This is a genomic window from Macrococcus brunensis (assembly GCF_004359615.1).
GTDB lineage: Bacteria > Bacillota > Bacilli > Staphylococcales > Staphylococcaceae > Macrococcus > Macrococcus brunensis.
In genome coordinates this window covers 1-25867 of record NZ_SCWA01000013.1, presented here as the reverse complement: position 1 = coordinate 25867, position 25867 = coordinate 1, and the positions used below count along the sequence as shown (strand labels likewise).

Annotated in this window: 30 protein-coding genes and 1 other RNA gene; 8 read left to right on the top strand and 23 right to left on the bottom strand. The window is 41.9% G+C overall.

Annotated features, from left to right (window positions below; translation table 11 throughout):
* Positions 1-7 precede the first annotated feature (7 nt).
* From ERX27_RS07920 to ERX27_RS07855, 14 genes are all read right to left on the bottom strand, one after another.
* Positions 8-1015, bottom strand: coding sequence for an undecaprenyldiphospho-muramoylpentapeptide beta-N-acetylglucosaminyltransferase (locus ERX27_RS07920; RefSeq protein ID WP_243715881.1), 1008 nt, complete (start codon positions 1013-1015; stop codon positions 8-10).
* Positions 1016-1077: 62 nt separating this feature from the next.
* Positions 1078-2535: a S41 family peptidase gene (locus tag ERX27_RS07915; RefSeq protein WP_165983130.1), complete on the bottom strand. Its 1458-nt coding sequence runs from the start codon at positions 2533-2535 to the stop codon at positions 1078-1080.
* A 98-nt stretch (positions 2536-2633) separates the two neighbouring features.
* Positions 2634-2855, bottom strand: a complete 222-nt coding sequence (locus ERX27_RS07910; RefSeq protein ID WP_133432298.1) for a YozE family protein — start codon at positions 2853-2855, stop codon at positions 2634-2636.
* Positions 2855-3352: a PTS sugar transporter subunit IIA gene (locus ERX27_RS07905; protein WP_133432297.1), complete on the bottom strand. Its 498-nt coding sequence runs from the start codon at positions 3350-3352 to the stop codon at positions 2855-2857. The genes ERX27_RS07910 and ERX27_RS07905 overlap by 1 nt, the downstream gene beginning before the upstream one ends.
* 12 nt (positions 3353-3364) lie before the next feature.
* Entirely contained in the window at positions 3365-3793 is a 429-nt protein-coding gene (gene msrB / locus ERX27_RS07900) for a peptide-methionine (R)-S-oxide reductase MsrB (RefSeq protein WP_133432296.1), read from the bottom strand.
* A 1-nt stretch (position 3794) separates the two neighbouring features.
* Entirely contained in the window at positions 3795-4313 is a 519-nt protein-coding gene (msrA, locus tag ERX27_RS07895) for a peptide-methionine (S)-S-oxide reductase MsrA (RefSeq protein WP_133432295.1), read from the bottom strand.
* 5 nt (positions 4314-4318) lie between these two features.
* The gene (locus ERX27_RS07890; RefSeq protein ID WP_133432294.1) at positions 4319-4846 is read right to left on the bottom strand and encodes a DUF2140 family protein; all 528 of its coding nucleotides are present in this window, start codon (positions 4844-4846) and stop codon (positions 4319-4321) included.
* Positions 4839-5561 carry a lysophospholipid acyltransferase family protein gene (locus tag ERX27_RS07885; RefSeq protein ID WP_133432293.1) on the bottom strand — a complete coding sequence of 241 codons (723 nt, stop codon included), beginning with the start codon at positions 5559-5561 and terminating at the stop codon, positions 4839-4841. The genes ERX27_RS07890 and ERX27_RS07885 overlap by 8 nt, the downstream gene beginning before the upstream one ends.
* On the bottom strand, positions 5561-6040 hold the full coding sequence (locus ERX27_RS07880; RefSeq protein ID WP_133432292.1) for a dihydrofolate reductase: 480 nt from the start codon (positions 6038-6040) through the stop codon (positions 5561-5563). The genes ERX27_RS07885 and ERX27_RS07880 overlap by 1 nt, the downstream gene beginning before the upstream one ends.
* Positions 6041-6047: 7 nt before the next feature.
* A complete protein-coding gene (locus ERX27_RS07875) occupies positions 6048-6998 on the bottom strand; it encodes a thymidylate synthase (RefSeq protein WP_133432291.1) in 951 nt (316 codons plus the stop codon).
* 113 nt (positions 6999-7111) lie between these two features.
* A complete protein-coding gene (locus tag ERX27_RS07870) occupies positions 7112-7930 on the bottom strand; it encodes a class I SAM-dependent methyltransferase (protein WP_133432290.1) in 819 nt (272 codons plus the stop codon).
* The gene (locus ERX27_RS07865) at positions 7914-8351 is read right to left on the bottom strand and encodes a BrxA/BrxB family bacilliredoxin (RefSeq protein WP_133432289.1); all 438 of its coding nucleotides are present in this window, start codon (positions 8349-8351) and stop codon (positions 7914-7916) included. Before ERX27_RS07865 ends, ERX27_RS07870 begins: the two co-directional genes overlap by 17 nt.
* A complete protein-coding gene (locus tag ERX27_RS07860; RefSeq protein ID WP_133432288.1) occupies positions 8351-9463 on the bottom strand; it encodes a virulence factor in 1113 nt (370 codons plus the stop codon). The genes ERX27_RS07865 and ERX27_RS07860 overlap by 1 nt, the downstream gene beginning before the upstream one ends.
* A gap of 10 nt (positions 9464-9473) precedes the next feature.
* On the bottom strand, positions 9474-9647 hold the full coding sequence (locus ERX27_RS07855; protein ID WP_133432287.1) for a zinc-finger domain-containing protein: 174 nt from the start codon (positions 9645-9647) through the stop codon (positions 9474-9476).
* Positions 9648-9779: 132 nt separating this feature from the next.
* Here ERX27_RS07855 and ERX27_RS07850 point away from each other — a divergent pair, with 132 nt between their 5' ends.
* Both ERX27_RS07850 and ERX27_RS07845 read left to right on the top strand, forming a co-directional pair.
* On the top strand, positions 9780-10460 hold the full coding sequence (locus tag ERX27_RS07850) for a queuosine precursor transporter (protein WP_133432286.1): 681 nt from the start codon (positions 9780-9782) through the stop codon (positions 10458-10460).
* A 1-nt stretch (position 10461) separates the two neighbouring features.
* Positions 10462-10848: a ribonuclease HI family protein gene (locus tag ERX27_RS07845; RefSeq protein ID WP_133432285.1), complete on the top strand. Its 387-nt coding sequence runs from the start codon at positions 10462-10464 to the stop codon at positions 10846-10848.
* A 34-nt stretch (positions 10849-10882) separates the two neighbouring features.
* On the opposite strand, the gene ERX27_RS07840 is transcribed toward ERX27_RS07845, so the two are convergent.
* Genes ERX27_RS07840 through ERX27_RS07830 form a run of 3 tightly spaced genes read right to left on the bottom strand, consistent with a single transcriptional unit; the run spans position 10883 to position 15867 of the window.
* Positions 10883-11755 carry a 5'-3' exonuclease gene (locus ERX27_RS07840; protein WP_133432284.1) on the bottom strand — a complete coding sequence of 291 codons (873 nt, stop codon included), beginning with the start codon at positions 11753-11755 and terminating at the stop codon, positions 10883-10885.
* Between the two features lies 1 nt (position 11756).
* Entirely contained in the window at positions 11757-12521 is a 765-nt protein-coding gene (locus tag ERX27_RS07835; RefSeq protein WP_165983129.1) for a sulfurtransferase, read from the bottom strand.
* 1 nt (position 12522) lies between these two features.
* The gene (locus tag ERX27_RS07830) at positions 12523-15867 is read right to left on the bottom strand and encodes a dynamin family protein (protein ID WP_133432282.1); all 3345 of its coding nucleotides are present in this window, start codon (positions 15865-15867) and stop codon (positions 12523-12525) included.
* Between the two features lie 120 nt (positions 15868-15987).
* Here ERX27_RS07830 and ERX27_RS07825 point away from each other — a divergent pair, with 120 nt between their 5' ends.
* The 3 genes from ERX27_RS07825 (at position 15988) to ERX27_RS07815 (ending at position 18380) form a co-directional block, all read left to right on the top strand.
* Entirely contained in the window at positions 15988-16158 is a 171-nt protein-coding gene (locus ERX27_RS07825; protein WP_239034344.1) for a cytochrome c oxidase subunit 2A, read from the top strand.
* 6 nt (positions 16159-16164) lie between these two features.
* Positions 16165-16650, top strand: coding sequence for a cupredoxin domain-containing protein (locus ERX27_RS07820; RefSeq protein ID WP_133432281.1), 486 nt, complete (start codon positions 16165-16167; stop codon positions 16648-16650).
* A 119-nt stretch (positions 16651-16769) separates the two neighbouring features.
* Complete coding sequence (locus ERX27_RS07815; protein ID WP_243715880.1) at positions 16770-18380, top strand: b(o/a)3-type cytochrome-c oxidase subunit 1; 1611 nt, start codon at positions 16770-16772, stop codon at positions 18378-18380.
* A gap of 126 nt (positions 18381-18506) precedes the next feature.
* On the opposite strand, the gene ERX27_RS07810 is transcribed toward ERX27_RS07815, so the two are convergent.
* The 6 genes from ERX27_RS07810 to ERX27_RS07785 form a co-directional block, all read right to left on the bottom strand.
* The gene (locus ERX27_RS07810; protein ID WP_208001771.1) at positions 18507-19484 is read right to left on the bottom strand and encodes an LLM class flavin-dependent oxidoreductase; all 978 of its coding nucleotides are present in this window, start codon (positions 19482-19484) and stop codon (positions 18507-18509) included.
* Positions 19420-20601: a THUMP domain-containing class I SAM-dependent RNA methyltransferase gene (locus tag ERX27_RS07805; RefSeq protein WP_133432279.1), complete on the bottom strand. Its 1182-nt coding sequence runs from the start codon at positions 20599-20601 to the stop codon at positions 19420-19422. Before ERX27_RS07805 ends, ERX27_RS07810 begins: the two co-directional genes overlap by 65 nt.
* Before the next feature lie 131 nt (positions 20602-20732).
* Positions 20733-21102: RNase P RNA component class B (gene rnpB, locus ERX27_RS07800), an RNA gene on the bottom strand.
* Between the two features lie 42 nt (positions 21103-21144).
* On the bottom strand, positions 21145-21450 hold the full coding sequence (locus ERX27_RS07795) for a DivIVA domain-containing protein (protein WP_133432278.1): 306 nt from the start codon (positions 21448-21450) through the stop codon (positions 21145-21147).
* An 8-nt stretch (positions 21451-21458) separates the two neighbouring features.
* Positions 21459-22013, bottom strand: a complete 555-nt coding sequence (locus ERX27_RS07790) for an SLOG family protein (RefSeq protein WP_133432277.1) — start codon at positions 22011-22013, stop codon at positions 21459-21461.
* The gene (locus ERX27_RS07785; RefSeq protein WP_165983128.1) at positions 22010-22336 is read right to left on the bottom strand and encodes a DUF1798 family protein; all 327 of its coding nucleotides are present in this window, start codon (positions 22334-22336) and stop codon (positions 22010-22012) included. Before ERX27_RS07785 ends, ERX27_RS07790 begins: the two co-directional genes overlap by 4 nt.
* A gap of 76 nt (positions 22337-22412) precedes the next feature.
* Here ERX27_RS07785 and recU point away from each other — a divergent pair, with 76 nt between their 5' ends.
* From recU to ERX27_RS07770, 3 genes are all read left to right on the top strand, one after another.
* On the top strand, positions 22413-23024 hold the full coding sequence (recU, locus tag ERX27_RS07780) for a Holliday junction resolvase RecU (RefSeq protein WP_133432275.1): 612 nt from the start codon (positions 22413-22415) through the stop codon (positions 23022-23024).
* Complete coding sequence (locus tag ERX27_RS07775; protein ID WP_133432274.1) at positions 23024-25375, top strand: transglycosylase domain-containing protein; 2352 nt, start codon at positions 23024-23026, stop codon at positions 25373-25375. Before recU ends, ERX27_RS07775 begins: the two co-directional genes overlap by 1 nt.
* Positions 25376-25554: 179 nt before the next feature.
* Positions 25555-25867: transposase (locus ERX27_RS07770; protein ID WP_133432273.1), on the top strand; the 313-nt coding region annotated here is incomplete at its 3' end.

Genomic DNA, 25867 nt, shown 5'->3' with positions numbered 1-25867 from the left:
TACTCCTTTAACTGATATCTTTTAGTAGTTTATCGAGCAGAGTAGCGGACGTGTAACTCACGCCTGCTCTGCTCATCGCAGTGATGTATTCACTCTGAGATGAATCAAGCGCTTCGATTTTCTCTGGTAACGCTTCAATGAGACTCTCTTCTAAAACGTCAGCGTAACCCGTTTCTTTAAAGAGCTTAGCATTATCAATCTGATCGCCCCGACTCTGGTCAAGTCCAAGTGGTACCAGCAGCATCGGCTTCTTCAGTGCCAGAAACTCAAATATTGCATTTGCACCTGCACGGGACACAATCAAATCGGTAATCGCATAAAGATGCGGTAGTTCTTCTTTCACAAACTCAAACTGCTTATAGCCAGTTTCACTGATTGAAGGGTCTAAAAGACCTTTACCCGTTATATGGATAATCTGATAGTTTAGAAGTAATTTTTTTAAGTTTTTTCTGATGACTGCGTTGATTATTTTAGAACCCAGACTGCCGCCCATCACCAGTATAACTTTACGCTCACGGTCAAATCCGGTAAGATTGTACCCTTTCGCTTCTTCACCCGTCAGCAGATCCGGTCTGATGATGCTGCCGATGTAGTCCGCTTTTGCAGCGGGAACATAATTGAGTGTCTCTTTAAATGTCGTATATAGCTTTGTTGCAAATTTTAGAGCGATTTTATTAGCAAGGCCAGGCGTCACATCTGATTCATGGATGATGGTCTTGATGTTTAAAATCTTAGCCGCAATGACGACTGGTACGGTAACGAAGCCGCCTTTAGAAAAGACGACATCGGGTTTCTCACGACGAAGAATTTTAAGTGCATCCAGCACACCTTTTTGCACTCTGACTAAATCTTTGGCATTTTCAACAGATAAATAGCGACGTAATTTACCACTTGATATCGCGTAATATCGCGTGTTCGGAAACTGGGAAGTAATCATCTCTTTTTCGATTCCTTTTTTGGAGCCGATATAAATACTGTCAAAGTTTCTCGCTTCTGCTTCCGGTATAAGTGCCATGTTGACAGCAACATGACCAATCGTCCCGCCACCTGTAAATGCAATTTTCACTGTCTACACCTCTATTTCATCGTTTTGACCAGGTTCTCAGCACCTTTAAGCTGTGGATCATTTTTTTCCAGTTTAAGTCGTAATAATTCAGTGAACTTTTCAGTTGTTTTACCTTGCATCGTGCCCGTTACGTCAAGATGATGGTCGGTCTGGAATTCCTGCATCGCTATAGCTGTTTCATCGTCAAACTGTGTATCGACTTTACCGACATCATAGCCAAGTGCTTTCAGCCCTGTCTCAAGTGATTTCACCTGACTATTTTTAGTTCCTGTCGCAAACGTATCAGATGGATTCAGGACATGACTGTTCGCATAAGCAGGCAAATCCACTTTTTTATCTGGCTGGATACCTTTTTTATGAATCCACATTTTATCAGGTGTCAGCCATTTCATCTCAGTAAATTTAAGCAGAGAGTCATCTTTAAAAGGTGTGGCTGTCTGTACAATCCCTTTACCGAATGATTTTGTACCCACTATTTGTGCCTTATCATGGTCATGAAGTGCTGCCGCAAAGACTTCAGATGCACTTGCAGAACCTTCATTCAGCACGATAACTGTTGGCAGGTCGCTTGTAATCGGATTAGCCGGATTATCGCTTGTGTACGGCGTCAGTTTACCGTCTTTAGGTTCTGTATAGAAAAGGACCTCATTTTTAGGTATAAATTCTCCGGCCATCTTCTTCGCTTCTTCCAGATAACCGCCTGGATTGTTTCTAAAGTCCAGAATCAGTTTTTTCATACCTTTTTTATTCATATCAGACAGCGCCTGATGAAACTCCTGAGCTGTTCCTTCCTGGAACTTCGAAACTGTAATCAAGGCCGTCTTGTTTTTAAGCATTTTGCTTTCGACACTTTCAAGATGGATTTTACCGCGTTTAATCGCCAGTTTAAATGGTTCGCCACTGCCACGTCTAAGTGTCAGATTAACAGTCGTCCCCGATTTACCACGAATCTGTTCAATGACATCGACCGTTTTCATACCGACTGCTGATTTGCCGTTGACAGCGATGATTTCATCGCCTGGTTTGACCCCGGCTTTATAGGCAGGAGAATCTTTCATCGGGCTTGTGATGATTATCTTGTCGCCCTCTTCACTGACTTCAGCCCCAATACCCTGGAAGTCTCCACTCATCGTATCTGTGAAGGTCTGCTGTTCTTCTTTTGTCATATATTCACTGTAAGGGTCATCCAGGCCGTTGACCATTCCTTTAATCGCACTGTCGATCAGTTTAGACTGATCGACATTCTTATAATAATGGTCCCCGAGCGTATCATAGACTTCATATAATTTCAGAAATTCCGAGCGCTTCGGTGCTTCGTTATCAACGGATGTCTGGTTACCGCCAATCAGCGCAAAAGTGGTGATAGCTGCAGTCAGAATAATAGCGCCAATCACCGTCATAATAAACTTAAACAGGCTGATTGTGACTTTTTTCTCCTGTTTTTCTTTTTCCTCGATTTCGTTTGTCAAGTTATTCACATCCATCTATATTTATAAGTCATTTTAACAGGTTAAAAGATAAAATAAAAGATTTCCACATTAAAAGAGCATCTTCCAGAGGAAGATGCTTAGAAACGGCGCCATTCTTCATATGATTCGTATAAATCATCGAAGACGGATAACTTCATATCCGTCGTGCCGTAGTTTTCAATATAATCGGATAAATCATGATAAGATTGAGCCTGCTTCGGAAACATCAAGTCATCAAACACCGCTTCAGCAAACACGCCTTCAGCATTCTTTGAACCTCTAAGCGTTAAAATATACTGGTAAAACGAGTGATCCTTCATTATTTCGTAACCACTTTTGCGACAGTTGTCTCTCCTCTGACTAATGAACCTTGTCCTACGATATCAAACTGCTCTACTACTTCTCCGTTAGTAATGATAACCGGTGAAACTGTAGAAGAAGCTTTCTCTTTAATCAGCTCGATGTCAAATTCAAGCAGTTCATCTCCTACTTGAACTTTATCACCGACATTGACTTTAGTCGTGAAGCCTTCACCGTTCATCGCAACAGTTTCCAGTCCGACGTGAATCAGGATTTCAACCTCATTGGCTGTTTTGATACCGATTGCATGCTTCGTCGGAAATACATTGACGATTTCACCATCAACTGGTGACACGACAAGACCTTCTGAAGGCTCAATACCAAAACCGTCACCCATCATTTTCTGAGCGAATACCGGGTCAGGAATCGATTCAATTTGTACATACTCGCCTGTAATAGGAGCTTTAATTTCGATGTCTTTAACAACTTCTTCTTTACCGAATAGTTTTTTGAACATTAATACCTCTCCTTAATGTTTGAAGTGATTCATAATATCTGTATACCCTAATTCTTCGAGTTTATCGTAAGGAATAAACTGAATCGCCGCTGAATTGATACAATAGCGCAGGCCGCCTGTTTCTCTCGGCCCATCATTAAACACATGCCCCAAGTGACTGTTCGCTGAATCACTGCGAACTTCTGTTCTCAGCATGCCATGGGATTTATCGACAAGTTCAATGATCTCATCATCGTTCAGTGCCTTGGAGAAACTGGGCCAGCCACAGCTTGAATCAAATTTCTCTTCAGAAGTGAAAAGAGGTTTACCACTGATTTTATCTACATAGATTCCTTTTTCGAAATGGTTCCAGTACTCATTTTGAAAAGGCGGTTCTGTGCCGTTCTGCTGAGTCACGATATATTCAATTTCATTTAAGTCATCAATATTCTTTTTCAGCATATTACTCCCCCCAATGCTTTTCTATAAATGCTTTACGACCAGAGCGTTCCTGGAAGTTCTGATAATGAGCCGGGTCTTTTTTGTAATAGTCCTGATGATATTCTTCAGCAGGATAGAAGTTTTTATAAGGTAACACGGGTGTCACAATTTTATCGCTGAAGATTTGCTTTGCGTCCAGTTCAGCAATCAGTTCCTCAGCAATTTGTTTCTGCTCTTCATCATGATAGAAAATAGCGGGTTCATAACTTTCACCGCGGTCATAAAACTGACCTTTTGCATCAGTTGGATCAAAAGTCTTAAAAAAGACTTCGAGCACTCCACGGTAAGAAATAACTGATTCATCAAATGTAATCTGAACAGCTTCTCTATGCCCCGTAGTATTCGTACAGACTTCCTTATAAGTCGGGTTTTCAACGTGGCCCCCACTATAACCTGAAATGACGCTTTCTACACCATCATACTGATGGAAGGGTTTAACGAGGCACCAGAAACAGCCGCCTGCAAGTGTTGCTTTAGTCATTAACTTCACTCCTCTTCTATTTTGAAATGCCAGCCTGATTGATCAATATCTGTCAGAATTAACTGAAGTCCTGACAGTTCAATCGGTTCAAGCTGATAGTAGAAACATTTATTTTTTACATCCAGTTCGACTCCGTCCGGCAAATCTGCAAACTGTCTGACAAGGTTCAGTTTCTGTCTTTCAGACAATTTAAGTCCGGCAATCTCAATCTCTTCTATATTTAGTCTGAGTCTATTATCGCCAATCGCAACCGGGGTCGTCAAAATATTTGTCTCAATATTCAGACTAAGAAATGTAGACTGCTGATCAATCAGCAGTTTGTTATCTTTCAGTGTCAGTTTCATATCATCTGTACTTTTGTCTGATATGGCTCCTGCAACAAGCTTAGGTGGCAGCACAACAGTTCCTTTTTCAGAAGTATCCTTAACTTTGATTGCAGGTGGATCTGCATTCAGCACAGTCATCAGCCAGAACGTACAGCCGAGCACCAGCGCTAACGAAATAGAGACAATTACGGCATAACCTTTAAGCATGAAGCGCGTCTTCTATTCTCGCTCGAATCAGCTGTCCCACTTCATCTAGTGAATGATCCTGGAATATTGCAGCAGGAACAGGTTCAAGAATCTGAACTTTGACATGGCCAGGCACCATGCGTCTGCTGTTGTATTTCTCCATAATAGCGGCTGTACCAGAAATTGCAATTGGCACGATATCAACACCGGCAGATTTGGCGATTTTCAGACCGCCTGCTTTAAATTCCTGCAGACCTTGACCTTTACTGCGATGACCTTCCGGGAAAATCAGCAGGTTATGACCTTCTTTGAGTGAAGCTACACCATCCTTGATCATCTGCAGACTTGAACGACGGTTTGAACGGTCCAGGTAAATACTGTTCAGCTGCATCATCCATTCATCTAAAAATGGAATTTCTTTCACTTCGATTTTAGAGACGAAGCCGAACGGTTTTTCAATTGCATGCACGAGGACAGGAATATCAAAGTTCCCTTCATGGTTGCTGATGAAAAGGACAGGCTGATCATCATTGATATTATGACCTGTCACTTCAACTGTCACATCAGCAGAATCCAAAATACGGCCGGCCCACTTTTTGGCCATCAGTGAAATATAAGTATCCTGCATATGAACCGTCGGCAGTTTTTCTTTCTGTTTTTTCATATGCTGCAGCTTAGTTGTCGCAAGTGCGGCATAACCGACTATCACACCTACAGTACGTATCAATCTGAACATTATTTTCTCCTCACTAAATACATAAATTTATGAGGGACTTTGTTTTTATCGTCCACTTTGCCCTCTTCTACAGATTTCACTTCAAACTCATCGAACGTATAAGCAGGGAAAAAGGCATCACCCTGGTGCTTTTGTTCGATGACCGTCACGTACATATCATCAACGCGGTCTATCATCTGTTCATAGAGGTTCTGACCACCGAAGATAAAGACATGGTCCGGAAGGTCCGCAATCGCGTCGAGAGAATGAATGACCTCCACGCCTTCTGCTGTAAAATTCTCATCACGGGTGAGGACCACATTCTTTCGGTTAGGAAGCGGTTTGCCCAGTGACTTAAAGGTGTTCTTCCCCATTACAATGGTGTTCCCTGTCGTCAGTTCCTTGACATGCTTTAGATCAGCAGGTAAATGCCAGGGCATCTTATTGTCGAGTCCAATGACTCGGTTCTGGTCATGACAAACAATAATAGATAGCATCATTTTCTCCTTAAACGGCAATCGGCGCTTTAATAGCGGGATGTGCCTGATAGTTTTTGATTTCAAGATCTTCATAATCAATATCGAATAAAGACTTATCTGAATGAATTTCAATCGTAGGTGGCGCGAATGAATCCCGCGAGAGCTGTTCAGTGACCGCATCGATGTGATTGCTGTAAATGTGAGCGTCACCGAATGTATGGATAAACTCTCCTACTTCTAGACCACATTCCTTAGCGACGAGATGGGTCAGCAGACTGTAACTTGCAATGTTGAAAGGCACACCGAGGAAAATATCTGCGCTGCGCTGATACAGCTGACAGCTCAGCTTTCCGTCATTGACGTAGAACTGGAACATCGTGTGACAAGGCGGCAGTGCCATCGTCTCAATCTCACCTGGATTCCACGCAGATACAATGTGTCGTCTTGAGGATGGATTCGTCTTAATATTGTCAACGACATCTTTCAGCTGATCAACGACTTTGCCACCCGATTCAAAATGCCGCCACTGCTTACCGTAGACATTGCCGAGGTCACCGAACTTTCGCATAAAGTCATCATCATGCAGCACCTTATCCTTAAAAATAGCCAGTTGAGCCTGGTAATCTTTGTTGAATGCTTCATCAGTCAGACTGCGATGGCCGAAATCCGTCATATCCGGGCCGGTATAATCACTGCTTTCAATCCATTTCTTAAAAGCCCATTCATTCCAGATATTATTGTTATACTGCAGCAGATAGCGGATATTGGTATCACCGCGAATAAACCAGATTAATTCAGTCGCAATCAGTTTAAATGATACCTTTTTTGTCGTCAGCAGCGGAAATCCTTTTGACAGATCAAAACGCATCTGATGACCGAATTTAGATAACGTACCTGTATTCGTACGGTCATCCTTAGAACGGCCGGTATTCAGTACTTCCTCACAGAGTTCATGGTATACCTGGTCAAATGAATTCATAGACGTCACCTCTTTTAAATTTGATATGGATGGCTTATAATAAGGTTATTATGACGTGAAACGGGGGTTCTCACATGCAAGAAATGATGATAGTTTCAGGTTTATTCTTACTTTTAGCTTATATGATCAGTATGATGATCACAGAATAAGTCGCTCCGGCGGCTTTTTTTTATGCCGAAATGACTCTTCGTACTCCTTCGAACTTGAACTTCAAAACCAAAACGGTCAAAAAGCGGACTCCTGAAATGAGCCTTTAAAATCAGACAGCGGCTGTACTTCAGTAAATAACGGACAAAATCTTCATTGTGATCACTTGGCACGATCCGGTGCAGTACAGCCATACCTGACTGCTGAGCAATTGTCTCTTCAAACATCGGATCAGCATAGACAATATCAGCACTTTTAAGGCGCTCTGAGTCAGCAGAACCATAGTGAAAAATGATTCTTCCTTTCAGCTCAGGATGATGCTGGACGATTCCTTCAGATATAACGAAATAAACAAGAGGATGAGTCTCAAATGCATGAAAGTAACTATTTCTCAGCACGGTTGCCATCAAAACGAGGTCGTTCCCCATCCCCATTGTCGTATCCACAATGGTATGTCGGTCATTATTATTCACCTGCATCATGTCAATCAAGGGTGGAAGTTCACCCCGCCTTTCAAACGCCTTCATTTTGAAGCGGGTTGTATTTTCATGATAAACAATTTTCGACTCGCTGTCGAAATAAACCTGCGGCAGTTGATGACTGATCACGATGAGCGGTACATCACTTATTCTGAAGAAATCTTTAATGGTCTTTTTGCCACGTGCTATCACTTCTACCTTAACGCCTATTGCATGCAGCTTGTCAGCTGCCTTTTCAATATGTGAAAAAATCACATCATCTGTTTTGACAGGTGATGTGATTCTGACTTTACTGGCAGTGTTCATCAAAAGCGTCTTTAAGATCCATTGCGATCTCTTCTACGTGACGGCCTTCAATATGAAGTCTTGGCATAAAGTAGACAAGGTCTTTACCTTTAAATAGTGCCATAGACGGACTTGATGGTTCCTGACCGATATATTCACGCATTTTCGCTGTCGCTTCACGCTCCTGACCTGCGAAGACAGTCACTGAATGATCCGGCTTATGGTCATTCTGAGTAGCAACTGCAACTGCAGCCGGGCGAGCAAGACCGGCTGCACAGCCGCAGATCGAGTTGACGACAACAAATGTCGTCTCATTGTCTTTAATCTTATCAAAATAACTTTCTACTTCCTCCGGTGTTTCCAGACTGTCAAAACCTTCTGTTGTTAATTGTTCCCGCATGGGTTTTGCCATCTGTTTCATGTAATCTTCATATGCATTCATTATTTTTCCTCCTTATTACGGTTAGCAATCTGTTTCCAGACAGATCCTACTGCCGCTTCACCTTTTTCTATTCGTTCTTTAGCCATCCTTGCCTGCAGACTGACTTCAAATGCCGGATCATCCAGATGTTCTTCAAGATAAGGGAGACTTGCAGTATCGCCTTCGTCATAGATGAACATCGCTGCACGCCATCTCACAGTAGCCTTAGGGTCGCTTAACGCTTCATACATAACCGGCAGACTCTCCTTAAATCCAAGGTCACTGAGTGTATCGCCTGCCGTACGTCTGATGGTCAGATTCTTATCTTTCATAGCTGCATGCAGTAAAGGCAGCACCGCTTCAGTACCGATCATACCCAGAAAAACAATGCCGAGACGTCTGAGCTGCGGTTTTTCGTCCTCCATCACAGCTGTAAGAAGTGGCAGATCTTCTTCTGTCGGCTCCGGAAAATGATCTAGGAGACGATACCTTGTCTGCCAGTCAGCAGACTGATACTCCTCAAGTGAAAAACGCTTCAGTTCTTTAGGCTGCACTTGATAATCAAGCGCCAGACCTTCAGTCACCAGTTCCTGCAGTCTTTGCTGCGGGAACAAGGCTTCCACTTCTTCCTGTACAGAGCTGATGATATCTTCTACTTCACCGTATCTGACTCCAAACGGCAGCCATTTACGCAGAAACACGACGTTGTCATCATCTTTTTGTGCATTCAGCATGGCATCGATAAAACGGACATCCAGCTGTTTGCGTTTTTCTCCTGCCTGACTCGTCACTTTGATCTGATAAGGAATCTGTTTAAATGTCAGCAGCTCTACCTGGTGTTCACCTGTATCGATATGAATAACCGGATCAGTATCTTCAGCAGCATCAAAGACCTGGTTTATCTGATTGATCAGTGTTTCCCATTCTGCCTGCGGTGCTTTATCCACAGCGATGAAATCAATCACATGGAAGACTGATTTCACGCCTTCTATTTCCAGAAGTTCATTTATGAAAGAAGGGTTTTTTCTGTCTATTTCCCGATATGTCTGACTTTTATTATCATCTCGCTTAAAATCGAGAACAATTTTCATTGTATTTGGACTAGGTGTCGGTTCTATTTTTATGATTTTCATCGCGTTCTCCTTATTGAAGATTATTGCCCCACTGTTTGATCTGCAGACCAACTGAGCATTTGGATATACAGTAATGATGCGCCTTCGTCTTACTTTCCTGACGCAATGTTTTTTTAATCAGACATTGGTGACAATAATGGTCTTCAAGCTGATTGATTTTGTGGACGGTGTCAATCATCCTCATATTCTCACCTCATTTCTATTATAGGCGTAGAGACTGCTACTTTCAAACACCCCGTCTGTTTTTTATAGCTTGTCTTTATTCAGCACATCCACTATAATTGTAAAGTTGAAATTTGAGAGAGGAGATACACTTATGACGAATGAATTATGGGCAGTTATAGCATTTATTGCTACTTTTACGTGTCTTGTGGTCATGTATCGTCTGTTTGGACGCAATGGACTCTTCGTCTGGGTCGCAGTCGGTACAGTCATCGCAAATATTCAGGTCACAAAGACTATAGAAGTGTTCGGTATCACGGCGACACTCGGTAACGTTTTATTTGCATCTATCTATTTAGCGACGGATATATTAAATGATGTCTACGGCCGTGCAACAGCTAAGAAAGCGGTCTGGCTCGGTTTTGCGTCTGTTATAGTCATGGTTTTACTCATGTCCATCTCGCTCGGGTTTAAACCCAGCGAAGCAGATATCGCACAGGAGAGCATGCAGACACTTTTCGGTCTTGTACCCAGAATAGCACTTGGCTCTATCATTGCCTATATATTAGGTCAATATGTAGATGTTTATATATTTAACTGGATTAAAAAGCGTTTTTCAAGCGACCGTACTTTTTATATCCGTGCATATGGCAGCACAACTGTCAGCTCACTGATTGATACGGCTCTGTTTTCTGTCATCGCTTTCTACGGTGTCCTGCCGAACCCGGCAGTCATGGAAATTTTTGTGACGACTTATGTCTTTAAACTGATCACCACGATCTGCAATGTACCATTCGGTTATTTAGCAAAGTCGTTCGCTAAGGACGTGGACTAAAGTGGCACAAATCTTCATCGATGCAGCGACGAGACAGAACCCATTTGAGTCGAGCATCGGTTACGTGATACGGACAGATGAAGCAGTACTTGAATTTGGCCAGTATCTAGGTGAAATGGAAAACCACGAGGCAGAATGGAACGCTTTAATAGCCGCCCTGAAGCAGGCCGCGGCCTTAGGAATCCGTTCTGTTATTCTTAAATCTGATTCCAGGATTGTAGTGGATTCCGTGCACAAGAACTATACTAAAAATCCGAAGTTCAAGCCCTATTTGTTAGACTATCAAGGGTTACAAGATAAATTCGATCTGCTGATCATTGACTGGATCCCCCGCGACCAGAACAAGCATGCCGATCACGTCGCCAGACATTATTTGAATCAACATTAAAAAGGTCAGATTTCATCAGAAATCTGACCTTTTGCTATAACTTCATCAAATAGTTTCTGGCGACTTTAAGTTCATGCATATCACACACTTCACACATGTGGACTGTATCTGCCACATAAGGCATACTCTGCATAATTTCTTCATAGTTCAAAGGCACTTCTGTATGAATGGCAGCCAGTTTCAGACTCATCACTAAGTCATCATAAGAAGTCTTGATTTTAGTCTGCTGTCCTTTCGGCAGTTCATGATGATGACTGATGACATTTTCTACATCACCATACTGCTGAATGAGTTTAATAGCTGTCTTCTCGCCGATGCCTTTCACGCCGGGATAACCATCGGCAGTATCTCCCATAAAAGCTTTGACATCAATCAGCTGGGCTGGATTTAAACCATATTCCGCCTGAAAACGTGCCTCATCATAAATGTTATATTCGCTGAAGCCTTTTTTGATGAGCCAGACTTCTATGCGGTCATCTAAGAGCTGCAGCAGATCTTTATCGCCGCTGATGATTTTGATGCGATAATCGCCCTCCAGTTGTTTCGCTATCGTGCCGATGACATCGTCCGCCTCATAGTTTCTGACACCGATATTATGAAAGCCGAGTTCCTGAGATACCTGCTGCACATGTGCGAACTGCGGATTCATTTCTTCCGGCGGTGCCTGGCGATGCGCTTTATAGGCGTCTGAAATTTCATTACGGAACGTGACGGCGCCCATATCCCAGGCGATGATGACATGGTCCGCTTCAGTGTCCCGGACCGCTGTCGCCACGTGGCGGATGAATCCCTGTACACCATTTGTCGGCGTACCTGCTGAATTGCGCATATACTGCTGGTGCATGGCTGTCGCGTAGAAATGACGGAACAAAAGTGCCATGCCGTCAACGATAAGTAAATTCTCCATATTAACCTCTTTCTATCTCTTCCGGGTAATGGAAGATCCATTCCGAGTAACTCCCCGGATAAAGTCTGACTTTCTTATCAGCTGCTCTTAAAGCTGCATAAACAGGCGTCGCCGATAATCCAGAACCGCAGTAGACGATGGCGTCATCTGTGTCAGGCCGCTGGTATTCGAATACTTTCTTGTAAGGAAAATTAATAGCGCCTGATATATGTCCGGGATGAATATCAATCGGTTCAGCTTCGCCTAAAAACCGCTTCTTTTCTCTTGCATCGATCAAAGTGGCGACCCGGTTTCTGACGTCTTCACGGGTCGCTATCAGCTCCTGGCGAATAGCAGGCTGCTCGATCTGACGATCATTTTCCAGCTGTTCGATATCTTCAACCTTTAAGTTGCCCTGCTCTTTCGCAATCGTCACTGCATCAAAAGATTGTTTCAGAATATAACAAGGAACGCCCAGCAAATCGCACAAAAAGAAGAATCTGGTTGCCATAAAGCCTTTTTCTGAATCATAGGCAACCGGTACTTTGCTGTTACAATATCGCTCTAAGAACGTTTTAAAAAGCGCCATATCAGGCAGCGGATGACGTCCTTCTTCTGGTTTATGCCGGTCGTACAGTACCGGATAGCCAGGCACAAAGACTGCTGTTTCAATATGTGACTGATTATAGACAGCCAGACTTTTCTCTAAATCATCCATCTGGTTGCGGCAGTCAAATAACTGAAAACGACTGAAATCCAGTTCTTCTTCATCTATCCAGATTTTCATGCTATCCCTCCATGACTTTCTTAATTTCCTTGACGACTGTCTCATCCAGAACATGCTGTTCCTGTTCCATGATATCTGCTTCAATTTCTTCATTCAGCTGTGTCCATTTCTGCAGTAAGACAGGCTGACTTTCCCTCAGTTCATTTTCAATTATACGTCTGAACTGAATAAGCTTTTCACTCACCAGTGCCATCGATGATTGATGAATCGTTTCATATAATTTATCTACTGCTTCCTTAGTATTAAAACTGCGATTACTTGTTTTAATTGATATCGGCTGCATCACGACATCGATATTCTGTCTGACTGGCAGAAACTTAAAGTCCGGTATAGCAACAGGAAGATGATGTTCACTCAGTGTCTGTCTGATAACAGCAGTCTGGCTGGCTAGAGAAGTGAATGCTGCATGGTTCAGACGCGGGATAATCATCGACAGTTCTTCTTCCAGTTTATCTGTCAGTGCACCCATATAGCCAGCTGCATCAACTTGGCCGCGATTAAAATACACTTTAATAAGATCAGACAGCTGAATGCGGAAACGGTCAGTCATAAAGGTCAACTGTTCATTCAACTCCTGTTCTGCCTTTTCTATACTATGCTTAAGCTGTTCATCTGTGAATACAGGATTTCGTTTAACTTCATCATAATAGGCGCGGTGTGCTGCTTCTCTTTCGCGCGCCTGACTTGCATCTGCCAGTATAGTGCGCGCTTCTTCTTCAAGTTGCTGGACCCCATTTTCAAACTGCCTGATCTTCTGCAGTCTGCTGTCAACTTGAGCGAACTGCTGCAGTTCAGCCATATAATGGTTGAAGTTATCATCACGTGCTGACATCGCCTGTTTACTGGAGAGTTCATAGATTCTAGGAATCGCATTCAGTTGCTCCAGTTCAGAACTGAAATAATTCTTGACCTGTTCTATTTCTGTGTTATTTCGCGCGAGGTCTATCGCATTGATGACGTAGAATGTTGCGCTGTCCGGGCTTAAAATCTGCAGCTCGTTTAAGTACTGGATAAACTGTTTGTCATTTTCAGTGAAGACATGATTAAAATATGAAACATAGATCAGTAAGTCGCTGTCTGCGATAATCTCTGTTGTCTCATTTGTATGACGCATATTGGTAGAACCGATCCCTGGTGAATCAATGATGACCTTATCTTTCAGAAAATCAATTTCATATTGCAGATAAATGCGGTCAACAAAGGCGGAATGCGCATCTACAGCTGTAAATTTTTCTATTTCATCATCTTGTATCGTCAAAATCTGACCATCCAGATAAGGCAGGTAGTGTTCATAATTCGCCTCAAGAGCCTGTATATACTTCTTAAACTGATGATCGAGGGCAGGCTGCTGTTTATGATAATCTTTTAACCAAAGATTAATATCTGTCGCCTCAATTCCAGCAGAGCGACCTATCTTGTTGAGTTCATCTAACAGCATCTGGTTCGTTTTAAATTTTACACTATGTGTCTGACCGTATGTCAGTTCTGTTATGGCAGCAGTCGTCGGGTTAGGTGACGATATCAGGACCTTCTGACCGAGCATCGCATTGATCAGAGAACTTTTCCCTGCACTGAAAGCACCGAAGACAACGATTCTCGTCACATCATGCTGTATACGGTCCAGCTGCGCTTCCAGCCTTTTAGTAATATGACTGAAGTAAGCAATCTCTTTAAACTTCTCAAACTTAGTCAAAGCAGTATCAAGGTCTGTCTTCTGAACACTTTTCTTCAATTTATCAGTAGGTTTATTTAATATAGAATCCTGTAATTCTAACTTGACCTGCTTACGGTCGACGAGTTTATCGATGGACTCGTCAACATGAATATAATAGTGCTGATAATTGCGGGTCGTCAGCGATTCAATCAGCTTTGTCAGTTGATCGTATTTATTCAGTGCTTCTGCTTGATGACTCACTGCCGGTTGCATTTTAGACATATTTATATTTTCTATGAACGTTTTAATATGAGATCTGTTTTCTTTAACGACTGACTGCTCGATAAACTTCTTCAGCTGGTCGGTATAATTCAGCACATAATCATTTGTAACAAGCGCCTGGCTGTTCATCAGCCCCTCCAACTCATCAGCAGTCACATTGTAAGTAAAGTGTCTTACATCTTCTACAACCGAATACTTCGCATGCTGATCATAGAGTGCACGTATATGGAAATTGATCTGCTTCTCAATTGATGCATTGAGCGCCTCTAAAACTTCGGTCATCTGCTGTGCTCTCAGTTCCTGCCTTTTCTTCTCTTTACCGAACAGTCCACCTACTTTAAAGTCAGGTGAATAAACTTCCAGCAGCCTTTTTATCTCCTCACGTATCTCAAATGGAACTATATAAGCATTTTTTAAGATTGTCCGAATAGAGGATAGAAAATAGGTTTCAGCTGATTCTGACGTCTTAAATAACTGCTGTTCTTCTGACAGCGCCTGACTTTCCTGGATAGAGTTACGATTCGCTTCAAGCTCTGACTGATCAAAACCTAACGTATCTAGAATACCTGCTTTTTCATCTTCCAGATAACGCAGCTGTTCGCCAGTGATATAAGAAGTAATCCGGTCAAAAAACTGCCTTCTGCTGTTTTCAATTAAATCACTATTAAAAAGAAGGTCTTTAAGCTGAGCGACTTCATTCAGCTCATGTTCATAAATAGAAGTGAAGAATATCTTCTCTATCTGTATATCCCACGTAGCAAGGTTCTGCAAAATAGCAGCCTTAAAGTCATTAAACTTCACTTCTTCTTCATTATGTTTATCAATCTGGTTAACGACAAAAACAAGCGGCATACCAAGACTATTTAAGCGTTTCATCTCCTTAAAATTTTTCTCGGATTCAACATGATTATATTCCACTGTGTAGACAATCACATCACTTGTCAGTAAATATTTCATCGTGTTCGCTTCGTGGTTACTGAAGGTAGCATCGATGCCAGGGGTATCCTGAAGTGTCAGTCCAAGCGGTAATTTCGAATGGATATGCTTGATTTCGACAGACTCAATCCGCTGATTCTCAGTGTTTATTTTTTTGACTTCTGCATAGTTTCTGGCATATGCATACTCCTGATTTTCAAGATTGACGATAATCTCTTCCTGTTCAGAGATTGTAATCTGTGCTGAGTTGCTCGTTGTCGGTACAGGAGAACTCGGCAGAATATCTTCTTCTAAAAGATAGTTGATCAACGAAGATTTACCTGACGAAAAATGGCCGATGAAGCTCGCTACTTTTTTATCTTCATAGACTTTTCGGATGACTTCATTAATCTGCTCGACAAGCACTGTATGATTAGATTTCTCTACTTCTTTCTTTAATTTGTATAACAGATCGATCTGTTCTTTTTTATTCATAGTAATCCCCTTTTGTGAACAATATAACAAAATTTAAGAAGTGTGATATATATCACATTATTAATCTGTCTTCTTTATTATTATAAAGAAAGAAAAGTTATTTAGAAAGGACGGATGGGCATGGCTAAAGATAAAGATCAAATTAAAGCGGAACAGCAGGAACTTGCACCTGAATATGATTCTCACGATAATCTGGATCTGCGCGGGACAATGGTCTCTGTTTTAACATTAGGTGCTATCTTTGTTGTTTTATGGTTTGCAATCTTTATTCTATTCATTGAACGTATTTAAGGAGGGATTATTGTGCATAAGTTAGAGAAAATCTGGTTAGGCCTTGGGATGGCGTCACTTGTTTTATTCCTAGTTATTATCTTAGTTCAGGCCATCCACTTAGGTCACGAGCCAGCTGCAAGTGGCAGAGAGTTCGTTGATCCGGAGCTTGTCGATAAACATGAAACTTTTAAAAATCCAGGATTACATAAAGTTGAAGGTAAAGACTGGGACTACGAACTCGTCTTCGTTGTATCAGCATTCAACTATAATCCAGGTAACGTCGAAATTCCTAAAGGCGCTAAAGTGAAGATCATCGCAACTTCTAAAGACGTGAACCACGGTTTTGAAATTGCTCACACAAACGTAAATTTCATGGTGGTGCCAGGACATATCAGTACATTCACAAAGACATTTGATAAAAAAGGTGAATACCTTCTTCTTTGTAATGAATATTGCGGAATGGGCCACGCTGATATGAAATCTAATATTAAGGTGGTTGATAAAAAATGAGCGAAGTAATCTATAAAAGTGATGCCAGCGAGCATCACCACTACCGCAAACATCAAGTTTTTGAAGTCAATGAAATAGAAGATAACAAACGACTTGACCCGAAAGACGGCAAACTTGTTATGGCACATATGTATGTGGCAATTGTCTGCTTAATTATCGGTGGCCTTGCTGGTCTCGTTCAGACCCTTGTACGCTCTGGTACATTAGAATTACCAGCAGGCATTGGTTATTATCAGATCTTAACCGTACACGGTATCATCCTTGCGCTTGTTCTGACGACATTCTTCATTATGGGCTTTCAGATTTCAGCTATCTCCAGAACAACGGGTACATTCTCCCCTCTTGCGCGCCGTTTAGGCTGGCTAGGTTTCTGGGTGATGCTGATCGGTACAGCGATGGCTGCAACAATGGTTTTACTGAATAAAGCAACAGTGCTTTATACATTTTATGCGCCGCTTCAGGCACACGTAATTTTTTATATCGGTATGGCACTGGTCATCGTCGGCTCATGGATTTCTGCAGCAGGACAGATGATGGGCTACTTCCGTTACAGAAAAGAACATAAAGGACAGAAAACACCACTGATCAGTTATATGGCAACAATCAACAATGTCATGTGGATCGTCTGCTCTATCGGTGTAGCGTTAACAGTTCTTCTTCAGATGATTCCTTGGTCACTTGGTCTCGTCGAACGTATCGATGTGACACTGAGCCGTACTTTATTCTGGTATTTCGGTCACGCACTTGTGTACTTCTGGCTGTTACCTGCTTATATGTCATGGTATGCAGTCGTGCCAAAAATCATTGGCACTAAAGCTTTCTCTGATAACTTAGCTCGATTTGCTTTCATGCTCTTCCTGTTCTTCTCAATTCCAGTCGGTATCCACCACCAGTTAGTGGAACCAGGTATTGATGCAACATGGAAGTATGTACAAGTTGTGCTGACATTCATGGTTGTCATTCCTTCTCTTATGACAGCATTCAGTCTGTTTGCGACATTCGAAACATATGGTCGTAGAACGGGTGCAAAAGGTCTGCTTGGCTGGTTAAAAACATTACCATGGAACGATGCACGTTTTGTTTTACCATTCATCGGAATGGCTGCTTTCATTCCAGGAGGTGCCGGTGGTTTAGTTAATGCATCTGCACAGATGGACCAAGTCGTTCATAATACGATCTGGATTACAGGTCACTTCCACTTAACAGTAGCAACTGCTGTTATCCTGACATTCTTCGGTACGATGTACTGGTTAATCCCGCATTGTACAGGACGTGTATTAACAAAACAACTGAACAAACTTGCTTTAATTCAAGGCTATATGTGGGCACTAGGAATGTCCATCATGTCTGGTGCGATGCATTTCATCGGATTATTCGGTGCACCACGTCGCTCAACTTATTCTGAATACGGCGGTTCTAAAGTCGCTGCAGAATGGATTCCTTATCAGATTATTCAGGCAATCGGCGGAACAATCCTTTTCGTCTCAATTATCTTAGTTGTGATTATCTTCATCCGACTTGCATTCTTTGCTCCTAAAGGACATGAACCTTACCCAATTGCTACAGAGATGGATGAAAATCTACCTACGACTAAACTCGTTGAAAACTGGAAGTTCCTTCTTGTTGTGACAATCGCACTCATCTTAATTGCTTATACGATTCCAGTCAGCCAGATGTTTATCGATCCACCACCAGGCGCTAAAGGCTTTGGTGAAGGTAAACTGTGGTAATCTAAACTCCCTGCGGGGAGTTTTTTTCTTTTGTCCTTATGTTAGTTTTTTTAATTATTTATATATATAGTTTACATAATATAGTTATATTAATTAATACAACAAAAAAAGAGATACCGCAGTATCTCATAAAGTCTTAAGCAGCTCGTAACTTCTTTTCTTGGCTTCAAAGTCATGTATATTACAGATGACCATGATCTCATCTGCATGCGGCAATTTAAGAAGTGCTTCTTTTACATCTTCCTTATTACCAACGATACATCGTTTACGGTTCTCCTGAATCACCTTCAGCTCTTTTTCACTGTAGTTCTTGTCAGCTACTTCAGCTGCTGTCGGAACCGTGGTATCTCGACCATAAGTCACATTTAACAGCCAGTGATCCAGTATTTTGGCGTGTTCTTTCGCTTCTTCTCTTGTGTCACAGCAGATGATGAATATACAGATGATTGCTTGCGGCTTCGGCATGACAACGGATGGTTGAAACTCATTATAATAGATTTTCAGTGCCTGTTCCATATGCTTTGGATTGATAAAAGCTCCGAATATAAAGCCGATACCTAACTTCGCCGCTCGTCTTGCGCCGTTTTCCGTGAGCCCCAGTGTATAGACGGGTGGCTGATGATTAATTCTCGGTCCTGCCTTCACTCTGCGGAAACGATGGTCGACAGGTAAACTGTTATGCATGAAGCCAATTAAGTCGGCCAGCATGGTCGTGTAGTCACTCAGTTTACTGTCTGCCCCGTCTGTCAGCGCTAGGCGCGTCAGCTCTGTGCCCCCTGGTGAATTACCGACACCTATGTTGACACGTCCCGGGAACATCGACTCCATCAATAAAGCTTTTTCAGCGATATTAAACGGGCTGTACTGCGGCAGTAGTATACCGCCTGAGCCCACTTCAATTGTCTCAGTAGCGCTCAATAGTCTCGTCATCAGGATATCCGGACTATTACTGATAAGGCCTGTCGTATTATGGTGCTCCGCCACAAAATAGCGCTTATAGCCCAGTTCTTCAGTCCATTTAATCAGTTCAATAGATTTCTTAATCGCTTCTTCCGGACTGTCCCCACGTGACAAAGGGACCTGGTCCAGTACGCTGAATTCCATTATTCTCGCCCCAGTACTGATAATACGTACACTCCAAGTAACCGTTAAAGAGTTTACGACGTTTAGTCGCTTTTTTACCGACAAGAACTTCAAATTCTTTGTAGCTCGTCATAATATAGAGTGACCATTTTGGATTCTCTTTAATTAGTTCTCCTAAATATTTGTACATCGCTTCTACTTCGTCCCGTTCACCGATACGTTCACCATAAGGTGGATTTCCTACGATAGCCCCTTTTTCAGCATGTAAAGTCAAGTCATGGACATTCATCTGCTTAAACTTGATCAAGTCCCCGAATCCGACTTCTGTCGCATTATTCTGTGCAATTTTAATCATCTCAGGATCGATATCGCTCGCTGTAATATCAATCTCTTTGTCGTAGAGCGCTTCGTTATCTGCTTTGATGCGTTCTTCTTCATACATCTCTTCAGGAATGATGTCCCATTCCTCACTGGCAAACTCCCGGTTAAATCCAGGTGCAATATTCTGTGCGATCATCGCTGCTTCTATCGCTATGGTACCAGACCCGCAGAATGGATCTATGAACGGCGTATCACCATTCCAGTTTGATAGTCTGACCAGTGCTGCTGCCAGTGTCTCCTTCATCGGGGCAGCACCTTGCGCGAGACGATACCCCCGTTTATGAAGGCCGGCACCAGACGTGTCAATCGTCAGTAAGACTTCATCTTTTAAAATGGAAACCTCTACTTTATACAGGGCCCCGCTTTCATCAATCCATCCCTTAATGTCATGCGCTTTTTTCAGCCGTTCGACGATAGCTTTTTTGACGATTGCCTGACAGTCAGGCACACTGAAAAGCTTCGACTTCAGACTTTTACCAGATACAGGGAATGAACCCTGAGGGCCGATGATATCTTCCCATGGCAGTGCTTTCGTCTGTTCAAAGAGCTGGTCAAACGTCGTTGCATAAAATCTACCGACCACAATCTTGACTCGGTCAGCTGTTCTGAGCCACAGGTTAGAACGTACAATCGCTCGGGCGTCACCTTCAAAGAGAACACGTCCATTTTCTGTTTTTGTTTCGTAACCCAGTTCGTTAACTTCCTTAGCGACGACTGCTTCCAGTCCCATCGGCGAAGTTGCTAATAGTTGATACATAAAAATCTCCTTTATATTAAGTTTACATAATAATGTTATTTTAATTTTATAATTAAAAATATCTTCTTTTAATTTTACCATAAGCCATAAAAAAAGCCCTCCTTTACAGGAGGACTGTACTAGAAAGATATCTCTGTAAGCCATGTTCTGTTCCTTAGTACTGCAACCGAGTCTAGTTACTCTCGTACGCCGGTGATAATCATCTGTCTGTAGATTACTCTACCTCTTCTATACGTTCATTTCCGCTAGAAAAGTGCTCCTACCAAATTTGGATTGCTCACTCGAGGGGTTTACCGCGTTCCACCTTCTCCGTTTCCGGACAAGCTACGTCACTGTGGCACTTTCAAATTACTCGGGCCATATCCAGAGGACTTAGACCGTTTCACTGCCGTCAAATAAATGCCCTGGCTTATTGTTTCACCAGGCACGATCACTACAGCCATCTCAGGCATGTGTGAGCATGGACTTTCCTCTATATTGCTATAGCGATTATCCGAGATATCTTTTAACTTAATGCATTATATCACAGTTAGTCCTTTTAGACTACTTGCCAAATACGGCTTTTTCAAGATTTGAGATTCTTTTCAGCAGGTCATAATTCTGGGAGCCGGAATCGCCTCTGCCAGTCGCTACACGTATTCTCAAATCTTCAATCTCTTTTTTCAGTTTTTTGTTTTCATCTGTCAGCTTCATCAACTGATGATTCATATCTTCCATCTTCTGATAATCGGAAATGATATCATCCAGAAAACCGTCAACATCTTCAGGTTTGAATCCTCGAACCATTGCCCGTTCAAATTCCTTCTCGTAAATATCTTTTGCAGAGTACTTCAGTGTCATCTCTTCCATTATGTCAACTACCCTTCCCATTTTTCACTTTGATATTCATTGATAAAGACAGAGAGATCGTCCATAGAAATGATATCCATATTATAGTCACTCTGCGCACTAAAATCAATCAGCTGCCGCTTGAAGTACTTGGGACTCGCTTCCTGCTCCTCATCATAAAAGAGCAGCGTCCCTTCTGTATTCTCAAGTATAAATTGAGTCGCTTCTCTGAACATATAGCCGCCAGCATAAGGCTGCTGGTAAACAGAGGTCACAAAGTCTGCCTGGCTCAGGATTTGTTCGTAGTAAAGCTGGTTCTCTTCATTCCATTTGGATGTGTGCTCCAGAAAAGGCGAGATGATGGCCAGTTTCAGCTGATAGTTTTTCTTCAGCCTGATGGCGACTTCACCTGCCCAGAGTTCCGTTCCGAGCATACCGCTGATGATGACCCATTCCAGACCTTCTTCAGCATATTGTCTGATGCGCTCCTGCAAATAAAGTTTAATGAACTTCACTTCAGGTTGATTATTTTTGAATATATTGAGTTCAAACGGTTTGTAGCCAGTCACATATAGAGATTTCATAGTTTTCGCTCTAAATAATGAAGATCATGCTGAACTGCCTTAAATTTATCAAGATAGACTTTTTTGCTCGTCTTATCAAAAAAACATTCAACTGACAGCTCTCTCAAGTGTAAAACGAGCAGTTTAAATTTAAGCTCATTCATTAATGGTAAACTCAGGATATGATTCTTAATGTCGTTTAACTGAGATAAGTGCAGATCGACATGCTCTGTAAATGGCTGGATATCCAGCACAAAATTAAATTCCTTACCCTTTTTAGCTGCATTGAAAAATGTTTCTATCTTTACTAAATCTTCATTTAATGGTTTAATATAATCTTGCAATTTAGGGCACGTCCCTTCAGAAATATGGTAAAATTAGCTATAAACCCATCATACTAAAAAATCAGGAAGTTATGAAATGGTAAATTATCCGAACGGTAAAAAACATCCGTCTAAAGACTTAGTTACAACAGACCGTGAAAAGCGTAAGATAAATTATGGTCGACGTGGGATGAATTTTGAAGAGGCAATTGATGCTTCCAACCACTACTATCTGACTGAACGTGTGGCAGTCATTCATAAGCGCCCCACCCCCGTACAGATTGTTAAAGTGGATTATCCTAAGCGTAGTCAGGCAGTGATCAAAGAAGCTTATTTTAAAACACCTTCTACAACAGATTATAACGGTATCTATAAAGGAAGATACCTTGATTTTGAAGCAAAAGAAACACAGAACAAAACGAGTTTTCCGCTCGTCAACATCCATACCCATCAGGTCGAGCATATGCATGCTGTAACCGAACAGGGCGGTATTTGTTTTCTGCTGATTCACTTTGCTGTCTTAAATGAGGTCTATCTCCTTCCTTTCCCTCCTTTCTATCACTACTGGCAACGCATGAGAGATGGAGGGCGTAAATCAATGACATTAACAGAAATCCGAAACGATGGTATATTAGTATCATCCGGTTTTAAGCCGAGACTCGATTATCTCGCCGCTATACCTTTAACAGATGAGAGTGAGGAAAAATAATGGCAACAACTAAAACTAAAAAACGCAACGTCAAGAAGACAATCCTTCAGATTCTAGGAGGACTTGTCATTGCTTTTGCTGCTGTGATGGTACTCGCTATCGGCCTGTTCATTTATTATGCATGGAAAGCTCCTTCATTTAATGAGGCCAGCTTACGCGATCAGTTACCTACTAAAATCTATGATAAGAATAACCAACTCGCAACTGTTCTTTATATGGGACAGCGTAGAGAAGAAGTTAAATTTGCTGACATCCCGGACCAGATGAGAAATGCGGTGCTCGCGACAGAAGATAACCGCTTCTATGAACACGGTGCAATTGACTTTAAACGTCTAACAGGCGCCGTATTTAAAAATATTACAGGCGGCTTCGGCTCACAAGGTGCATCTACTCTAACACAGCAAGTTGTTAAACGTTCCTTCCTGACGGATAAGAAATCAATCGAGCGTAAAGCACAGGAAGCTTACTTGTCTTATCGATTAGAACAGGAATACGATAAGAATCAGATCTTTGAGATGTATATGAACAAAATCTATTATTCAGATGGTATCTACGGTGTTAAAACAGCAGCTAAATACTATTTCAATAAAGACCTTAAAGATCTGACGCTTGCTGAATCTGCTTATCTGGCTGGACTTCCGCAGATTCCTAATACTTATAATATCTATGATAATCCTGAGTCTGCAGAAAAACGTAAAGATACAGTCCTTTATTTAATGAACCGTCATAATCGTATCACGAAGGAACAGATGAAAGAAGCACAGGCACAGGATTTACATGCTAACCTTGTTCCGCGTACAGCGGCTGACCGTCAGAACATCGACCAGAACGATCCTGTCTATGCTTCATACGTCAACATCATCAAACAGGAAATTAAAAACAATAAAGAATTTAAAGGTCAGTCGCTTAATGATATTCTGACAAGCGGCTTGAGCATCTACACGAATATGGATGTCAATGTACAGAAAAATCTGCAGAATAATGTAGATAATCTGCCTGTATATAAAAATGAAGATCAGCAGGCTGCTGCCACGATACTGGATACTAAAACGGGTGGTCTTGTCGCCATTTCAGGTGGACGTGGCTATCAGGACGTAGTGGACCGCAACCTGGCGACCGACCCTCATGCAGTCGGTTCAATCATCAAACCGATTCTCGATTATGGTCCAGTCATTGAAGGATTAAAATATCCGACAAACACTCAAATTCAGGATGAAGATGTTCTGAATATCAACGGCAGCGAGTTCCGTAACTATGACACTCTCAGTCACGGCAATGTGACGATGCGTGAAGCTCTTAGAAAAAGTTACAACATTCCTGCTCTTAAAATGTTCCAGGCATCTCAGTCACAGCTCGGCTATGATGCGCCTGCTAACTTCGCAAAGAAAGTGAACTTAAACTACGAGAACACTGATCTGGGTCCTGCTGAAGCTTTAGGTGGCGGCGCGTCTGAATTCTCGACTATACAAATGGCTGCAGCCTTCTCTGCATTCGGTAACAATGGTATTTATAATGAAGCACATGCCATCCGTAAAGTCGTGACACAAGATGATCAGACCATCTCGTTTAGTCATACGACTCGAAAAGCGATGGAAGATTATACTGCCTATATGATCACTGATATTCTGAAAGATGTCTTTACTGCAGATGGAACTGCTCCTGGTATTGCACCAGCCGGCGTCAACTTTGCTGGTAAAACCGGTACAGCGACATATGGTGATGAGGTTTATCAGAAATACAACCTTCCAAGCTCTGCTGCAAAAGATGTATGGATTTCAGGTTATTCTCCGCAGTACACGATGACAGTCTGGATGGGCTTCACCAAGATTGCTCAGTATGGTGAAAATTCATTCGTTGGACATGTGGAGCAAGCAATGCCGCAATCACTCTTTAAAGCTGTGATGACAGAAGTCAGCCCGATTGATGGACAGGATTTCCAGAAACCTGATTCAGTGATTGAAATCGGTAACGAACTTCAAGTAAATGGTGGTGAAATAACTAAACAGATTACTTCTTCAGAAGTCAAAACAGAAGCTGCAGGTGCTCAGACGCCTGCAGCCTCTGTTACAAATACACCTAATATGCCGGCAACAACTGCTCCAGTCACTGAAAAACCAGTTGTAACAACAGAAATACCAGTCACTGAAAAACCAACGACAGAAAAGCCAGCAACTGAAAAAGTGACAACAGAAAAAGTGACAACAGAAAAAGTGACAACAGAAAAAGTGACAACAGAACCACCGACAACTGCGGCACCGACGACGACAGCTCCAGCAACGACTGCACCCACTACAGAAGCAGTTCGTACAGCTGCACCCGTAACAGAAGCGCCCAAAGATAAAGTGTCATAAAAAAAGAGTCTATCATTTGAAAGGCCACTGAAAATCCCCTTTAATAATCTACGATTATTCTGATAATTAAAGGAGAATCGCAATTGAATAAAAATCTTTTAGAGAACATGAATTTTGAAATTCATGTTCTTTATTTTGTTCTCATCATTTAAACTTAAGGAAACAGGGGGAGTCGTTCAATGATCAGACCGGATTCACAGAAGATGAACAGTAATTATTTAGACCTTTATGACATAGTTGTACCTAAAAATAACAAACTGAGAAGAATGAAAGACATTATCGATTTTTCATTCATCTACGATGAAGTAATAGAAAATTATTCGATAACGAAAGGAAGAAGTGCCGTAAGTCCTGTCAGAATGTTTAAATATCTGCTTCTGAAAGTTATTTTTGATTTATCAGACGTTGATGTGGTGGAACGCTCACGTTATGATATGTCTTTTAAGTTTTTTCTGGATATGGCGCCTGAAGAAGAAGTGATTCACTCCAGTT

Bases quoted from the DNA above. Each gene is read 5' to 3' on its own strand.
- ERX27_RS07920 (WP_243715881.1), bottom strand. From the start codon at position 1,015: ATGGCACTTATACCGGAAGCAGAAGCGAGAAACTTTGACAGTATTTAT.
- ERX27_RS07910 (WP_133432298.1), bottom strand. From the start codon at position 2,855: ATGAAGGATCACTCGTTTTACCAGTATATTTTAACGCTTAGAGGTTCA.
- ERX27_RS07905 (WP_133432297.1), bottom strand. From the start codon at position 3,352: ATGTTCAAAAAACTATTCGGTAAAGAAGAAGTTGTTAAAGACATCGAA.
- msrB (WP_133432296.1), bottom strand. From the start codon at position 3,793: ATGCTGAAAAAGAATATTGATGACTTAAATGAAATTGAATATATCGTG.
- msrA (WP_133432295.1), bottom strand. From the start codon at position 4,313: ATGACTAAAGCAACACTTGCAGGCGGCTGTTTCTGGTGCCTCGTTAAA.
- ERX27_RS07890 (WP_133432294.1), bottom strand. From the start codon at position 4,846: ATGCTTAAAGGTTATGCCGTAATTGTCTCTATTTCGTTAGCGCTGGTG.
- ERX27_RS07885 (WP_133432293.1), bottom strand. From the start codon at position 5,561: ATGTTCAGATTGATACGTACTGTAGGTGTGATAGTCGGTTATGCCGCA.
- ERX27_RS07880 (WP_133432292.1), bottom strand. From the start codon at position 6,040: ATGATGCTATCTATTATTGTTTGTCATGACCAGAACCGAGTCATTGGA.
- ERX27_RS07875 (WP_133432291.1), bottom strand. From the start codon at position 6,998: ATGAATTCATTTGACCAGGTATACCATGAACTCTGTGAGGAAGTACTG.
- ERX27_RS07870 (WP_133432290.1), bottom strand. From the start codon at position 7,930: ATGAACACTGCCAGTAAAGTCAGAATCACATCACCTGTCAAAACAGAT.
- ERX27_RS07865 (WP_133432289.1), bottom strand. From the start codon at position 8,351: ATGAATGCATATGAAGATTACATGAAACAGATGGCAAAACCCATGCGG.
- ERX27_RS07860 (WP_133432288.1), bottom strand. From the start codon at position 9,463: ATGAAAATCATAAAAATAGAACCGACACCTAGTCCAAATACAATGAAA.
- ERX27_RS07855 (WP_133432287.1), bottom strand. From the start codon at position 9,647: ATGAGGATGATTGACACCGTCCACAAAATCAATCAGCTTGAAGACCAT.
- ERX27_RS07850 (WP_133432286.1), top strand. From the start codon at position 9,780: ATGACGAATGAATTATGGGCAGTTATAGCATTTATTGCTACTTTTACG.
- ERX27_RS07840 (WP_133432284.1), bottom strand. From the start codon at position 11,755: ATGGAGAATTTACTTATCGTTGACGGCATGGCACTTTTGTTCCGTCAT.
- ERX27_RS07835 (WP_165983129.1), bottom strand. From the start codon at position 12,521: ATGAAAATCTGGATAGATGAAGAAGAACTGGATTTCAGTCGTTTTCAG.
- ERX27_RS07830 (WP_133432282.1), bottom strand. From the start codon at position 15,867: ATGAATAAAAAAGAACAGATCGATCTGTTATACAAATTAAAGAAAGAA.
- ERX27_RS07825 (WP_239034344.1), top strand. From the start codon at position 15,988: ATGGCTAAAGATAAAGATCAAATTAAAGCGGAACAGCAGGAACTTGCA.
- ERX27_RS07815 (WP_243715880.1), top strand. From the start codon at position 16,770: ATGGCACATATGTATGTGGCAATTGTCTGCTTAATTATCGGTGGCCTT.
- ERX27_RS07810 (WP_208001771.1), bottom strand. From the start codon at position 19,484: ATGGAATTCAGCGTACTGGACCAGGTCCCTTTGTCACGTGGGGACAGT.
- ERX27_RS07805 (WP_133432279.1), bottom strand. From the start codon at position 20,601: ATGTATCAACTATTAGCAACTTCGCCGATGGGACTGGAAGCAGTCGTC.
- ERX27_RS07795 (WP_133432278.1), bottom strand. From the start codon at position 21,450: ATGGAAGAGATGACACTGAAGTACTCTGCAAAAGATATTTACGAGAAG.
- ERX27_RS07790 (WP_133432277.1), bottom strand. From the start codon at position 22,013: ATGAAATCTCTATATGTGACTGGCTACAAACCGTTTGAACTCAATATA.
- recU (WP_133432275.1), top strand. From the start codon at position 22,413: ATGGTAAATTATCCGAACGGTAAAAAACATCCGTCTAAAGACTTAGTT.
- ERX27_RS07775 (WP_133432274.1), top strand. From the start codon at position 23,024: ATGGCAACAACTAAAACTAAAAAACGCAACGTCAAGAAGACAATCCTT.